General features: G+C 61.7%; 13 protein-coding genes and 1 riboswitch. Of the genes, 6 read left to right on the top strand and 7 right to left on the bottom strand.

What is annotated here, in order from left to right; genetic code table 11:
* The first annotated feature begins 131 nt into the window (after window positions 1-131).
* From plsX to iolG, 5 genes are all read left to right on the top strand, one after another.
* Window positions 132-1,202: a phosphate acyltransferase PlsX gene (gene plsX / locus C8264_RS06290; protein WP_108460306.1), complete on the top strand. Its 1,071-nt coding sequence runs from the start codon at window positions 132-134 to the stop codon at window positions 1,200-1,202.
* Complete coding sequence (locus tag C8264_RS06285; protein ID WP_108460123.1) at window positions 1,199-2,176, top strand: beta-ketoacyl-ACP synthase III; 978 nt, start codon at window positions 1,199-1,201, stop codon at window positions 2,174-2,176. Before plsX ends, C8264_RS06285 begins: the two co-directional genes overlap by 4 nt.
* A gap of 240 nt (window positions 2,177-2,416) precedes the next feature.
* Window positions 2,417-2,728: an integration host factor subunit alpha gene (locus tag C8264_RS06280; RefSeq protein WP_108460122.1), complete on the top strand. Its 312-nt coding sequence runs from the start codon at window positions 2,417-2,419 to the stop codon at window positions 2,726-2,728.
* Window positions 2,729-2,753: 25 nt separating this feature from the next.
* The gene (locus tag C8264_RS06275) at window positions 2,754-3,209 is read left to right on the top strand and encodes a MerR family transcriptional regulator (protein WP_108460121.1); all 456 of its coding nucleotides are present in this window, start codon (window positions 2,754-2,756) and stop codon (window positions 3,207-3,209) included.
* 113 nt (window positions 3,210-3,322) lie between these two features.
* A complete protein-coding gene (iolG, locus tag C8264_RS06270; RefSeq protein ID WP_108460120.1) occupies window positions 3,323-4,360 on the top strand; it encodes an inositol 2-dehydrogenase in 1,038 nt (345 codons plus the stop codon).
* Between the two features lie 150 nt (window positions 4,361-4,510).
* On the opposite strand, the gene iolB is transcribed toward iolG, so the two are convergent.
* The 6 genes from iolB to C8264_RS06240 all read right to left on the bottom strand — a co-directional run bounded on the left by iolB (window position 4,511) and on the right by C8264_RS06240 (window position 11,312).
* Complete coding sequence (gene iolB, locus C8264_RS06265) at window positions 4,511-5,314, bottom strand: 5-deoxy-glucuronate isomerase (protein WP_108460119.1); 804 nt, start codon at window positions 5,312-5,314, stop codon at window positions 4,511-4,513.
* A complete protein-coding gene (locus C8264_RS06260; protein WP_108460118.1) occupies window positions 5,256-5,510 on the bottom strand; it encodes a hypothetical protein in 255 nt (84 codons plus the stop codon). Before C8264_RS06260 ends, iolB begins: the two co-directional genes overlap by 59 nt.
* A 43-nt stretch (window positions 5,511-5,553) precedes the next feature.
* The gene (gene iolE, locus C8264_RS06255; RefSeq protein ID WP_108460305.1) at window positions 5,554-6,471 is read right to left on the bottom strand and encodes a myo-inosose-2 dehydratase; all 918 of its coding nucleotides are present in this window, start codon (window positions 6,469-6,471) and stop codon (window positions 5,554-5,556) included.
* A 63-nt stretch (window positions 6,472-6,534) separates the two neighbouring features.
* Window positions 6,535-8,382 (bottom strand): 3D-(3,5/4)-trihydroxycyclohexane-1,2-dione acylhydrolase (decyclizing), encoded by a 1,848-nt coding sequence (gene iolD, locus C8264_RS06250; RefSeq protein ID WP_108460117.1) that lies wholly within the window; start codon window positions 8,380-8,382, stop codon window positions 6,535-6,537.
* A gap of 37 nt (window positions 8,383-8,419) precedes the next feature.
* The gene (locus tag C8264_RS06245; RefSeq protein ID WP_162783500.1) at window positions 8,420-10,351 is read right to left on the bottom strand and encodes a bifunctional 5-dehydro-2-deoxygluconokinase/5-dehydro-2-deoxyphosphogluconate aldolase; all 1,932 of its coding nucleotides are present in this window, start codon (window positions 10,349-10,351) and stop codon (window positions 8,420-8,422) included.
* A 118-nt stretch (window positions 10,352-10,469) separates the two neighbouring features.
* Complete coding sequence (locus tag C8264_RS06240; protein ID WP_108460304.1) at window positions 10,470-11,312, bottom strand: MurR/RpiR family transcriptional regulator; 843 nt, start codon at window positions 11,310-11,312, stop codon at window positions 10,470-10,472.
* Window positions 11,313-11,432: 120 nt separating this feature from the next.
* On the opposite strand from C8264_RS06240, the gene C8264_RS06235 reads away from it, so the two are divergent.
* Window positions 11,433-12,548: a Gfo/Idh/MocA family protein gene (locus C8264_RS06235; protein WP_108460115.1), complete on the top strand. Its 1,116-nt coding sequence runs from the start codon at window positions 11,433-11,435 to the stop codon at window positions 12,546-12,548.
* Here C8264_RS06235 and C8264_RS06230 read toward each other — a convergent pair.
* Complete coding sequence (locus tag C8264_RS06230) at window positions 12,545-13,507, bottom strand: DMT family transporter (protein WP_108460114.1); 963 nt, start codon at window positions 13,505-13,507, stop codon at window positions 12,545-12,547. The genes C8264_RS06235 and C8264_RS06230 overlap by 4 nt on opposite strands.
* 96 nt (window positions 13,508-13,603) lie before the next feature.
* A riboswitch (FMN riboswitch) is annotated at window positions 13,604-13,745 on the bottom strand.
* Window positions 13,746-13,987 lie beyond the last annotated feature (242 nt).

Here is a 13,987-nt window from a genome sequence, read left to right as displayed (position 1 = left end):
ACCAATCCCGGTGCCATTGCGCTGGGCCAACGCTACACAGGCGCATTGCATCGCAATAGCCGGGGGTTACACCGACTCCGGCATGGGATATGTTTGCGTTCACCCTTGCACAGGGTAAAGAACGGGCTGAAATGACCGATACGATAACGATATCAGTGGATGCCATGGGTGGCGACAATGCTCCGCGCGCGGTCATTCACGGGGCCCATCTGGCTCTGAAAGAGCACTCCAATACCCGCTTTGTCTTTCATGGCCGCGAAGAGCAGATAGCGCCGCTGCTGGAGGAATTCTCCGACCTCAAGCGCGTATCCACCGTTCGCCATTGCGAAACAGTTATCGCCATGGATGAGAAGCCCAGCCAGGCGCTGCGCAAGGGCCGTGGTACATCCTCCATGTGGATGGCCATCCAGGCCGTCAAGGACGGCGATGCCGATGTTGCGGTGTCCGGCGGTAATACGGGCGCGCTGATGGCCATGGCTACCTTTTGCCTGCGCCCCATGGAGGGTATTGCCCGGCCGGGGATCGCTGCCATCTGGCCGACCCTGCGCAGCGATATCGTCGTGCTCGACATGGGCGCTACGATCGGCGCCGATGCACAGCAACTGGTTGATTACGCCATTCTCGGCTCGGCGCTGGCGCGCTGCCTCTTCGGGCATGATGCACCCACTGTTGGGCTGCTCAATGTCGGCACGGAAGAGGTCAAGGGGCTCGAATCGATCAGGGAAGCAGGCCGCATCCTGACCGAGGCGACCGGCTCGGGCTTTGTTTACCACGGGTTCGTTGAAGGCGACGATATCGGCAAGGGCACTGTCGATGTGGTAGTCACCGAAGGCTTCGTCGGCAATATCGCGCTCAAGACCGCCGAAGGCACGGCCCGGCAGGTCGGCAAATATCTTTCCAATGCGCTCAAGGCCAACCTGATGAGCCGTATCGGCGCGCTGTTCGCCATGTCTGCGCTCAAGACGTTGCAGCGCCGCATGGACCCCCGCACTGTCAATGGCGGCGTCTTCATGGGGCTCAATGGCATTGTGATCAAGTCGCACGGCGGCACTGACGAGGTCGGCTATAAAAGCGCCTTGAACCTTTCGTATGAAATGGCGCATAGCCGATTGATCGACAAGATCGGCGAAACCATGAAGCGTTTTCCAATCAAGGCGGTAACGCCACTTCCAGAATCTCAAACTGAGGCGAAACCGGCGTGACAAAGACGCGTTCAATCATCCGCGGCGTCGGTGGTTATCTGCCCGAAAAGGTGCTGACCAACGCCGAACTGGCCACCATGGTGGAGACCTCCGACGAGTGGATTCAGCAGCGCGTTGGCATCAAGCAGCGCCACATTGCTGCCGAAGGTCAGTTCACCTCGGACCTGGCTCTGGAAGCTGCAAACAAGGCCATGGATGCCGCTGGTGTGGGCCCTGACGATATCGACCTGATCATCGTCGCCACCACCACGCCGGACTATACCTTCCCCGCCACGGCCACCCTGGTGCAGATGAAGCTCGGCATCCACCACGGCATGGCGTTCGACATCCAGGCGGTTTGCTCGGGCTTTGTCTATGCGCTGGTCACTGCCGACAGTTACATCAAGAACGGCCTGGCGACACGCGCGCTGGTCATTGGCGCCGAGACCTTCTCCCGTATCATCGACTGGACCGACCGTACGACCTGCGTGCTGTTCGGCGACGGCGCTGGCGCTGTTGTTGTGGAGAAAGTCGAACTGGCCGACGATGCGCCGGAGCAGGGGGTTCTCGCCTCGGCCCTGCGCTCGGATGGTCATCATTGGGACAAACTCTATGTCGATGGCGGCCCGTCCACCACCGGCACGGCGGGCCATGTCCATATGCAGGGTCCCGAAGTTTTCCGCCATGCGGTCGGCAAGATCACGGACGTGGTCTATTCCACGCTCGACAAGGCTGGCTACACGGTAGACGATCTCGACTGGTTCGTGCCGCATCAGGCGAACAAGCGCATCATCGAGGGCGCCGGCAACAAGCTTGGCCTGCCTCCCGAGAAGGTCGTGATGACGGTGGATATCCACGCCAATACCTCGGCCGCCTCGGTGCCTCTGGCGCTCAGCGCAGCGGTGGCGGACGGGCGTATCAAGCCAGGCGACCTGGTCATGCTCGAAGCCATGGGCGGCGGCTTCACCTGGGGCGCTTCGCTCATTCGCTGGTAACCTGCCCGGACGCATTGACCTTAGCCGGATCAAGGCGTTAGTGTTGATTTCGGGTGGAGGACCTGGCTCCAGACCTTTGCGGCATAATGCGTTTGCGATTGCTCTGGACAGTTTTGGATGGGGGAGAATTTCCCGCGTACGGCTCATCCGCAGTGGATGGGCAGGCATGGATTTCGATCAGCTACGCGCTCCGTGCGGCTGGTTCGGGAAGGGTATCCTTCGGGCATTTTGGGGGTGCGAATGGCGCAGAAGACGGTAACGCGAGCAGATCTTGCTGAAGCAGTCTATGGCACGGTCGGGCTTTCCCGCACGGAATCGGCAGAGCTTGTCGAGCGGGTTCTGGAACTGATCGGCGATGCGCTGATCGAAGGATCCAACGTCAAGCTGTCCTCGTTTGGCTCGTTCCAGGTGCGCTCCAAAAACGAGCGGATCGGGCGCAATCCCAAGACCGGCGAAGAGGTTCCGATCCTGCCGCGGCAGGTTCTTGTGTTCAAACCGTCCAATGTGTTGAAGTCCAAGATCAACAAATCTATGGTTAGCGCTGGAAAATAAGCAATCCCAGCGAGTCTCAGCCTCCGTGGACAAGTCGCCAGACGCATTCCGGACGATTTCAGAAGCTGCCGAGGAGCTTGATCTCCCTCAGCATGTGCTCCGCTTCTGGGAGACCCGATTCAACACCATCAAGCCGCTAAAGCGCGGTGGCGGCCGGCGATACTACCGGCCCGAAGACGTGCTCCTGCTGCGCGGCATCCGACATCTCCTTTACGATCAAGGCTTTACCATCAAGGGGGTGCAGCGCATCCTCAAGGATCAGGGCAGCCGCTACGTCATCGCTGTAGGCGAGGGCAAGCCGCTCGAAGACATCCTTCCCATGATCGAAGAGGCAGAAGAGGCTGGCGACGAGGCGGCAATTGAAGAGGCCGTCATGTTGGCCAGCCCCGCTCTGGACCGTGAGTCGCGGGACAAGCTCTCCGAGGTGCTGCGGGAACTGCTTGAATGCAAGCGCATCCTGGAGCGCGCGCGGGAAACCTGAGCGATCCGGCTGCGGATAGCGCGCTCGGTACAAGCTGTTGTGGAATAAGCGTTCCACATTGACATTCAGCCGGTGCATATGTTGCATCACCAAACCACATCCGGAGATCTCAAATGACCGTTCGTTTCGGCCTGCTCGGCGCTGGCCGCATCGGCAAGGTGCACGCCAAGGCTATTACCTCCAATCCAAAGGCCCAGCTGGTGGCTGTGGCTGACGCTTTCGAGAAAGCTGCGAGTGATCTTGCGGCTCAGTATGGCTGCGATATCCGGACCGTGGATAACATTCTTGGGTCCGCCGACATCGATGCGGTTGTGATCTGCACTCCGACGGATACCCATGCCGATCTGATCGAGCAGTTCTCCCGGGCAGGGAAGGCGATCTTCTGCGAGAAGCCGATCGATCTCGATGTCGAGCGGGTGAAGGCCTGCCTCAAGGTTGTCGACGCTGAGAACGCCACCCTGATGGTCGGCTTCAACCGCCGCTTCGATCCGCATTTCATGGCTATGCGCAAGACCATCGATGAAGGCCAGATCGGCGACGTTGAGATGGTGACCATCGTGTCCCGTGATCCCGGCGCGCCGCCGGTGGACTACATCAAGCGCTCGGGCGGCATCTTCCGCGACATGACCATCCACGATTTCGACATGGCCCGCTTCATGCTGGGCGAAGAGATCGACACCGTCAGCGCGCAGGCATCGGTGCTGGTCGATCCGGCAATCGGGGAAGCTGGCGACTACGACTCGGTTTCGGTCATGCTTTCCACGGCCTCGGGCAAGCACGCCACAATTTCGAACTCGCGCCGCGCCACCTATGGCTACGACCAGCGCATCGAAGTGCACGGCTCCAAAGGGGCTGTGTCGGCCGAGAATCAGCGTCCGGTATCGATCGAAGTCGCCAATGCCTCAGGCTATATCCGCCCGCCGCTGCATGATTTCTTCATGACTCGGTACACCGAAGCTTATGCGCGGGAGATCGGTGAGTTCATCGAGGCGGTGGAGAGCAAGGCACCGGCGCGCCCAAGTGGTCTTGATGGTCTGATTGCGCTGGCGCTGGCTGACGCGGCGGTGAAGTCGGTGAAGGAAGGCCGCGCTGTGAAGGTGAGCGAGATCACTGGCGGGCTGGCAGACAAAAGCGTATTTCAGGGGCGCTGAGCCCCTGACTTCTTCACGCTATCTGCGGATTTCCGTCGTGCAGTAGACCTCATCCTGAGCCGGTCGAAGGACGAGGTCGTGGAACCAGGCCTCCACTCGCTCGACCTCGTGGTTCGACAAGCTCACCATGAGGTCTCTTGGGCGTGGTCTCTACTTCAACAACCACTCATGCTCGGGCGCATTGTGGAATTTCCACACGCGCTTGGGCCCGGCCATCACGTTGAGATAGTAGAGGTCATACCCCGCCGTGGTCGCGACGGGATGATATCCTCGCGGCACCAGCGTTACGTCGCCGTCTTCGATCACCAGCGCCTCATCAAGGCTGCGGTCATCGGTGTAGACACGCTGCATGGCGAAGCCCTGTGGCGGATTGAGGCGGTGGAAATAGGTCTCTTCCAGCTGGCTTTCGTGCGGCAGATTATCCTGGTCGTGCTTGTGCGGCGGATAGGACGAGGTATTGCCCTGCGGGGTGATGACTTCCACCACCAGCAGCGAATTGGCCGCGCCATCGTCCTCGGGCATGATGTTGTAGACGTGGCGCACATTAGCGCCCTTGCCGCGGCTAAGGCGAGGGTGGGTGCCTGGCGGAATGATCCGCGCCGTGTAGTCGCCCCCACCGGGAGCCGCGCACACTGCAAGCTCCAGCGCCGTGGTTGCATCGGCAGCCCATTCGCTGCCCATGGGCACGTATACCGCCCAGGGCGCGCCCTCAAACGGGCTCATGCGCTCGCCAATTTCCCCTAGCTCGATACCATCGACCGAGATGCGCGCCTTGCCGCTGACCAACACGAGGCAAAGCTCGTTTGCGCCCGCTTCGCCGCCCGTGACTTCCCCTTCACTCAGCTTGTGCAGGGCGAAGCCAACATGGCTCCAGCCAGCCGAGGCCGGCGTGACGTTATGGACGAGGCCCGTCTTCGCCTGGGGGCGGAGGCGCAGGTTCTGTTGGTTCGCCATTCTTGGGCTCCTCCTTGGGAAAGGCATAAAAGAAGTTGTAGAGCGAATAGAGCAGGGCCGCGCCCACCAGGAAAGCCCAGAACTGGTCCTGGTTCCACAGCGCTTCCCACGCCAGCCAGATGGCCAGAAACACTGTGATGGAAACGCGGCGCCACATGGGCCGGAACCAGTTTGCGTCGTTGCTCTTCAAAGCCAATCAGCCATCCTCCTTGGTGCCAGACTGGCCTTGTACGGAAAGCTCACCCCTTGGGGAAGCCTTCCGTTTCCACAGTGTAGCCTGCGGCGTTCATCACGCGCATAAGTTCGGCGTGACCCACCTGTGCCATGCGCAGCGGCGGATTGGCCTTCGGGTCCTGCTCGGCTTCCACCACGAACCAGCCTTCATAGCCATGATCGGCCAGCCGCTGCACGATGGCGCCGAAGTCCAGAGAGCCATCGCCCGGAACCGTGAAGGCGCCCAGCGCCACCGCATCGAGGAACGATTGTCGCGTGCGATCCAGCCCATCGACAACCGCGCGGCGGATGTCCTTGACGTGGACGTGGTTGATCCGCGCGTGGTGATTGTCGATGGCGCGCAGGACGCCGCCGCCTGCAAAGGCCAGGTGTCCCGCATCGAGCAGGAGCGGAATGCCTTCGCCGGAGTGCTGCATGAAAGCATCCAGCTCGGCTTCGGTCTCCACGACCGCAGCCATATGATGATGATAGGACAGGGGCATGCCCTGCTCGGCACACCATTCGCCGAACTCGGTCACCTTGCGGGCATAGACCTTCATTTCATCGTCTGAGAGCTTCGGCTTTTGCGCCAGCGGGATCTCGCGCTTGCCCTGAATGGACCGGCCGACTTCGCCATAAACGATGCAGGGTGCGTTGACGGCCTTGAACAGCTTGATCATCGGCGCGATGCGGTCCTTGTTGGCCGAGAGGTCCTCGTCCACCAGCGTGCCGGAGAACCAGCCACCACACAGCGTCACATCCGCTGCCTTGAGGATGGGCAGCATGATTTCGGGATCATCAGGAAAGCGGCGGCCCTTTTCCATGCCGGTAAATCCGGCCGAACGCGACTGGCGCAGGCATTCCTCGAGCGATACGTCGTCGCTCAGTTCCACCAGATCATCGTTCCACCAAGCGATAGGCGACATGCCGAGTTTGGCTTTCAATTCGTTCTCCGTCTTCCGCATGGCGGTTGTTGATAACCCATTCCCCTCCGGGCAGAGGGGGGGTCACCCTGCCTGTTGCGCCTTGAGCGCCTGCACATATGCCTCGCGTGCCGCATTCACCTGCGGCCGTTCGCTGACCTCAGGCACCGCCACATCCCACCAGTGCCCACCCTCGTCGGTGGTAATCAGCGGATCGGTATCGATCACGATCACGGTCGTCCGGTCGTTGCCTTCGCTTTCCTGCAGCGCTGTTTCCAGTTCGGAAATCGAGCCAACCTTGCGCGAAATGGCGCCCATGGACGCGGCATGCGCGGCAAAATCGATTCCTGGCAGCGTGACATGGTGGGTATCCTTCAACAGATTGTTGAAGTTGGCGCCGCCCGTGGCCATCTGCAGCCGATTGATGCAGCCAAAACCTGCATTGTCCAGCAGGACGATGGTCAGCTTGGCGCCGAGCATGATCGAACTCACGATCTCGGAGTTCATCATCAGGTAGCTGCCGTCTCCAACCATGACGACGACATCCGCTTCTGGGCGCGCCAACTTGACGCCGAGGCCGCCGGCGATTTCGTAGCCCATGGTCGAAAAACCATATTCCATATGGTAGCTGCCCGGAGCGCCAGCCTTCCAAAGCTTGTGCAACTCGCCGGGCAAGCCACCCGAGGCGCACACCAGAACGGCGTTTTCACGCGCCCTCTGCACCGCGCCGATCACCTGTGCGTCCGAGGGCAATTCGGCATTGGTGGACGCGGTGGCGCGGTCGGCAGCCGCCAGCCATTCATCCTTGCCGTCCTTTGCCCGGGCGGTCCAGTCCGGCTCGGCCTGCCAGCCGGTAAGAGCACTGTTGAGCGCATCCAGTCCGGCTCTTGCATCGGCAACCAGCGGCAGGGCCTGATGCTTATGGGCGTCGAACGGCTGCACGTTGAGCCCGATGATCTTGAGATCGTCGTTCTTGAACAGGGCCCAGGAGCCGGTGGTGAAATCCTGGAGGCGCGTGCCGACGGCCAGCACCACGTCCGCTTCCTCGGCCAATAGGTTGGAGGCCGACGAACCGGTAACGCCGACCGAACCCATGTTGAGCGGATGGTCGTGCGGCAGGCTGGATTTGCCTGCCTGGGTTTCCATAACCGGCACGCCATAGCGCTCGGCGAAGCGGATCAGGGCAGGGCTCGCTTCAGAATACAGCACGCCACCGCCAGCAATGATCACTGGCTTCTTGGCATGGAGCAACGCGGTCGCCGCAGCGGCAAACTCGTCGGCGTCGGGCATGACGCGGCGAACGTGCCAGATTTTTTCTTCGAAGAAACTCTCGGGGTAGTCGTAGGCTTCCGCCTGTACGTCCTGGCACAGGCTCAGCGTCACCGGGCCGCATTCGGCGGGGTCGGTCAGCACCTGCATGGCGCGGCGCAAGGCCGGGATGATCTGCTCGGGACGCGTCATGCGGTCGAAATAGCGGCTGACCGGGCGGAAGCAATCATTGGCGGAGACGGTACCGTCACCGAAGTTCTCCACCTGCTGCAGAACCGGGTCGGGCAGGCGGTTGGCGAAGACGTCGCCGGGCAGCAGCAGAACCGGTATGCGGTTCACATGGGCGAGCGCCGCGGCGGTGACCATGTTGAGCGCACCAGGGCCGATGGATGTTGTGCAGGCCATGAAGCGGCGGCGGAAGCTGCCTTTGGCATAGGCGATGGCAGCATGGGCCATGCCCTGCTCGTTCTGCCCGCGATAGGTCGGCAACACATCCTTGACGCCATGCAGTGCCTCGCCGATGCCAGCCACGTTGCCATGGCCAAAAATTGCGAACACGCCGCCGAAGATCGGCACGACCTCATCGTCGATCACGGTCTTCTGCATGGTCAGGAACCGCGCCACTGCCTGCGCCATGGTCAATCGAATGGTGTTCTGGCTCATTGGCCTGTTCCTCAAATTCAGTGGGCTGATGCGCGGATTAAGCCGCTTCGGTTTTGCCCAATCGTTCCCAGATATCGACCAGCGTGCCGAACCGGCCAGCCATTTCGGCAACGGCTTCTTCGTCGCTCATGGTCCCGCCCAACCATGCCCTGGCGGCTTCGCCAAAGATGGTGCGACCGACCGCGAACCCCTTGACCGTACGCGAGCTGCGGGCCGCCGCAAAGCCGGCTTCCAGCACATCGAGCGGCGCATCGAGCCCTAGCAGGACCACGCCCCGGCAGAAGGGGTCACGCGTTTCGATCACCCGATCGATGGCATCCCAAGCGGCAGCATTGGCTTGCGCTTCGAGCTTCCACCAATCCGGCTTGATGCCCGCGTCATAGATTTCGGTCAGCGCCTGGGCGATTGTGGTGTCATTCACAGCGCCATGTTTGCCCGCGATAATCTCGATCAGCAGATCGCGCCCAATCTTGCGGGCAGCGTCATAGGCGGTGCGCAGCTTTTCGATCTGGGTGCGCTTGAGGTCGGCGGAATCGTCCGGGCGATAGAAGCACAGCACCTTGATGCAGTGGTCCACCGGCCAGTCGATAGTACGCGACCCCAGATCCTGGGAGAACTCGAACTGGAGCGGCCGCGATCCCGGCAGCTCGATTGGGCGGGCGATCCAGAAGTCCTTCTCGGCGCCTGCCGCAAATAGGGCGTCGCGCCCATATTTGTCATCGAGCAACATGCCGAACCCCGGACGCCCTTTGGCGATCCGTGTGGCGGCTTGGACGGCCAGCGCCTTGAACGCCGGGATGCGTGCCAGCACCTTGGCATCGCCCTGCGCCAGATCTTCCAACTGGCTGCGGTGGTCGATGGCAAGCGCCATCAGGCTTGGTATCTGCTGGCGCCGATTGGTGGCCCAATGGACGTGATTCAGCTCGGGGTCTTTCCGGAGGGCGCGTTCGGGGCTGCCCTTTTCGAGGAAATGGTTCAGCTCGATCCAGCTCGGATATTCCGGCGCGCAAAGAAGGCGCGACACCGCGAAGGCGCCGCAGGCATTTGCCCAGGTGGCGCTCGTCGCGTGCGGTTCACCCTTGAGCCAGCCACGCAGCCAGCCACTCATGAAGGCGTCGCCGGCCCCCAGCACGTTGTAGACTTCGATGGGGAAGCCCTTGCCGACGATGCCGTCTTCAAGGTTCTCCGGGACCGCGCCGTCATAGACGATGCAGCCCATCGGACCGCGCTTGAGCACGATGGTGGCAGGGGAGAGCGAACGAATGGTGCGGAGAGCCGACAGCAGATCGGCTTCACCCGAGGCGATCAGCACTTCTTCCTCGGTTCCCACGATCAGGTCGCAATCGGGCAGGACGGACTTGTATTTCTGCGAGACGATGTCGGAGGCGACATAGCGCTCGAAGCCGGCGTCGTGCCCCGCCAGGCCCCACAGGTTTGGCCGGTAGTCGATATCGAAGGCGACGCGGGCACCGGCGGCCTTGGCGAGGCGTATGGCTTTCTTTTGCGCAGCTTCGCTGTTGGGGCGCGAGAAGTGAGTACCGGTAACCACGACGGCACGCGACGAGGCTACCAGCGCCTCGTCGATGTCATCCTCGGAGAGCGCCATGTCGGCACAATCGGTGCGATAGAAGATCATCGGCGATACGCCTTCGGCCTCGACCGACAGCAGCACCAGGGCAGTCAGCCGGTCGGGGTCGGTGGCAATGCCTGATGTTTCCACACCTTCGCGCTGGAGTTGTTCGCGGATGAAGCGGCCCATCTGCTCGTTGCCAACGCGCGTGATCAGCGCTGATTTGAGGCCGAGGCGCGCAGTGCCGACCGCAATATTGGTAGGGCAGCCGCCGACCGATTTGGCGAAGCTGCCGATGTCTTCCAGCCTTGTGCCGATCTGCTGCCCATAGAGGTCAACGGAGGCCCGGCCGATGGTGATCACGTCGAGCGTCTTGGTCCCGTTTTCAGGCTGCGCAATCGTCACCGCGATCCTCCCCGGCTCTCCGGCCGATCTTCACAATTCCCAGCAGGCTGGTGGGGTTATGAAACATAGGTTCTGCGCACCGTCAACGTAGAACATACATTCCACAGCGGGGTTATTTGCGCCGCCTTGCCTCTGCGATGCTCACCGTCAGGGCCATGGCAAAGGCCATGCTGGCGGACAGGGAGCGGAAACCGGCGTGGTCGGCTTCCACCACTTCGAACCATTCGGCGGAACACTCGGCCAGCGGCGAAAACGCCGAATCGGTGAGGGAAACCACCGGCACGCCGCGCGCCGCCATGGAGCGTGCCTGCGCCGTGCTTTCCGACGCATAAGGCGAAAAGCTGATGGCAAAGGCGGCGTCCCGTGGCGTCGCCATCGCCAGCATGTCGTCGTCGATACCAGCCGATGTGCCCACCAGTTGGAACCGCACCTTCAGCTTGCCAAAGGCGTAGGCCATGTAGCTGCTGATCGGGTAGGACCGGCGCTTGGCAACAAGATAGATCGTTTCGGCACCTGCGAGGATAGAAACTGCACGTTCAAAGCCATCGGGGTCTACGGCGCTGGCGATAGCATCGAGCGATCGGTGCGCCGCCGAGACGAAGCCGTTGAAAATCGTGGTGCTTTCTGCGAGCGCCGCGCCGTTCTGCTCAAGGCTGCGCAGACGATCTTCATAAGAGGAATTGCGCTCCCGCATTCTGGCGCGGAAAAGCAATTGCAGCCCGGAGAATCCGTCGAAGCCGAAATGCTGGGCGAAGCGAACCAGGGTGGACGGTTGCACATTGGCGGAGAGGGCAATGCTTGCCGCCGTGCCGAAGGCGATCTCGTCGGGATTATCCAGCGCATAGGCCGCCACCTGCATCAGCCGCTTGGGCAGTTCATGCTTGCGCTCGAGGATGGCGCTGCGCAGCGCATCGAAATCCTGCGGGGGCAGTTCTGCGGCGGTGGCGTCGGACATGGCTTCTTCTCGCATTCGGGAATCCATAATCCTCAATCCCTTGTCGCAATCAAGTGGCGGCAGAAAGTCCATTCCACCGATGAAATGAATGTCCTATCCATATCGGGGAGGAGAAGCGACATGGATGGATCAATTGGCGTTGGCCTGATCGGCACCGGCTATATGGGCAAGTGCCACGCGCTGGCCTGGAACGGGGTCAAGGCGGTATTTGGCGACTGTGCGCGGCCCAGGCTCGTGCAGCTTGCCGAGGTGACGCAGGATCTGGCGCAGAGGAAGGCCGACGAATTTGGCTTCCAGAGAGGGACGGGTGACTGGCGCGAACTGGTGGCCGACCCGGACGTAGAGGTCGTGTCGATCACCACGCCAAACGCCTTCCATGCCGAAATGGCCATTGCCGCCCTGGAGGCCGGCAAGCACGTCTGGTGCGAAAAGCCGATGGCTGTGGCGCTGGTCGATGCCGAGCGGATGGCGGCGGCGGCGAAAGCCTCGGGCAAGGTGGCGGTGCTCGGCTACAACTATATCCAGAGCCCGCTCATGCGGCAGATCGAGGCTCTTTTACAAGAAGGCGCGATCGGCACGGTCAACCATATCCGCCTCGAGATGGACGAGGATTTCATGGCCGATCCGGAAGCGCTGTTCTACTGGAAAAGCGAGGCCAGCTCCGGCTATGGCGCACCCGATGATTTCGGCGTCCACCCCCTGAGCCTGCTGCAGGTGCTGTTCGGGCCTGTCACCAAAGTCTTTGCCAACCTCTCCAGGCCCTATGCGGACCGTCCGACGGTGGAAGGTACACGCCGGGCGGTCGAAACCTTCGATATCGCCAGTGTACTCTTTGAATTGGGCGAGGGGATAAGTGGTGTTATGGCGCTCAACCGTTCCGCCTGGGGCCGCAAGGGGCGGGTGGCGCTGCAGATCTTTGGCAGCGCAGGAACCATCGTTTTCGATCAGGAACGCTTCAACGAGCTTCAGATTTATTCCGCGGCCGATCGGCAGAGCCTGCAGGGGTTCCGCACGATCCTCGCAGGACCCCAGCACCCGCCCTATGACCGGTTCATTCCGGCGCCCGGACATGGCCTTGGGTTCAACGATCTCAAGATCATCGAATGTCACGAATTGCTGCGCCGCATCGGCGGCGAGGATGCCCGGGTCATCGACTTCCAAACCGGGCTCAACATCGAGCGAGCGGTGCACGCGATGGCGCAAAGCCACCGCGAGCAACGCTGGGTTGTGATCTAGGCGTAGGTCAGTTTCTGCCGCCGCTGCGACTCGCTCCACAGGATGAAGCTGGATGCAGCAAGGATCAGCAGGGCGCCCGGCCAGAACCAGATGGCCGGCACCTGCGACAGTACGATCCAGCCGAGCAGCGTATTGAGCGGCAATTTCAGGTCGTCGAACGGCTGTAGATAGGTGGCGTCGGCCACCTTGTAGGCGAGGCTGAGGAAATATTGCGCGCCGGCTGTGACAGCGCCGAGCAGCAGGATCAGCCACAGTGCGTCCCCGCCCGGCAACACGAAGTCGAAGCCGGTGGCAAGGCTCGCAGGCAGTACGCCTGCCGGCAGAACGGCTACGGCAATGCCCAGGATCAGCCCGATCAGGAAGTGGTTGGGGGTAATCAGCACCAGCATATAGAGCGTGAGCGATTCCGGCGCTTCGTCGCGGGCAAGATATCTGGTGATGACCGAAACCGTGCCCCAGCACGCCGCCGCAAGGATCGGCAGCAGGGAGGCGAGCGTGAACTGCTCGGTGCCCAGTTGGATCACCATCAGCGCGCCGATGAAGCCTACCGTGGTGGCGCCCAGGCGCTGGATGGTGAGTTTTTCACCCAGGAACAGCGTCGCGCCGGTGAGAATGAAAAACGGTCCGGTCATGGACAGCGCCACCATCTGCCACACGGGCACGCCGCTGGCGAAGCCGAAGGCGAAGAATTGCACGCCGAGGGCGGAGAGGAACGCGCGCGCTTCGTGCCAGCCGGCATGGCGGGTCTTGAGCGCGCCCAGCCCGATGCGGAAGATCAGGGGCAGGGCGATGATCGTGGCGATCACATATTGCCAGAAGACCACGGCCGTGGAGGGCACGCCCATCTGCCAGGTGATGATGGGGGTGAGAATATTGGTGATGGCGAAGGTGATGCCTGCGCCGAGCATGAAGAGCGCGCCGAGCACCGGAGCATTTTGGGTAGAGGAAACTTGGTTCATCTAAAGTCCTTTCCGTAACCAGTTTCCTCAGGGTTACGGGAAGTCACCGGGCCAAACGCCCGCCAAGAAAGGCAGGCGCGGGCAAGCCAGCGCTGATCCCGTTCTCTTTCATCCGGACTATACCGTCGGCTCCGGAATCACACCGGATCTGCTGACCTTCGCTTGCGCGAAGCGCTCGCGGGCTTGGCGTTGCCGCCTTACCGCCGGTGGGGAATCACACCCCGCCCTGAGAACAATGTGGGATATATCGTCCCACGCCGATCAAGATAGGGCAGGGGCGGGGAAGGTGCAAGCAGGGACAGGAGTGTAACTGTGCGGCTTTATTGAACGGCGGGCAAAATCTGTTCGTGCCAAAGCGCCGCCCCGGGTGCGGTTTGTCCAGCGTGCAAGTGGCGAGGCAATGCCTCGGGGTAGTTTAGTGTGTGTGAGACAAAGCCTCGCCACCTGCGATGGGATTTTTGGACGAAGCAGACTCTGGTT

This window comes from Devosia naphthalenivorans (assembly GCF_003056355.1).
Lineage (GTDB): Bacteria > Pseudomonadota > Alphaproteobacteria > Rhizobiales > Devosiaceae > Devosia > Devosia naphthalenivorans.
The sequence above is the reverse complement of the archived record's forward strand: the minus strand, read 5'-3'. Positions and strand labels throughout refer to the sequence as shown.

Coding starts and splice junctions, on each gene's coding strand:
- plsX (WP_108460306.1), top strand. CDS start 132: ATGACCGATACGATAACGATATCAGTGGATGCCATGGGTGGCGACAAT.
- C8264_RS06280 (WP_108460122.1), top strand. CDS start 2,417: ATGGCGCAGAAGACGGTAACGCGAGCAGATCTTGCTGAAGCAGTCTAT.
- iolG (WP_108460120.1), top strand. CDS start 3,323: ATGACCGTTCGTTTCGGCCTGCTCGGCGCTGGCCGCATCGGCAAGGTG.
- iolB (WP_108460119.1), bottom strand. CDS start 5,314: ATGGCGAACCAACAGAACCTGCGCCTCCGCCCCCAGGCGAAGACGGGC.
- iolD (WP_108460117.1), bottom strand. CDS start 8,382: ATGAGCCAGAACACCATTCGATTGACCATGGCGCAGGCAGTGGCGCGG.
- C8264_RS06240 (WP_108460304.1), bottom strand. CDS start 11,312: ATGTCCGACGCCACCGCCGCAGAACTGCCCCCGCAGGATTTCGATGCG.
- C8264_RS06235 (WP_108460115.1), top strand. CDS start 11,433: ATGGATGGATCAATTGGCGTTGGCCTGATCGGCACCGGCTATATGGGC.
- C8264_RS06230 (WP_108460114.1), bottom strand. CDS start 13,507: ATGAACCAAGTTTCCTCTACCCAAAATGCTCCGGTGCTCGGCGCGCTC.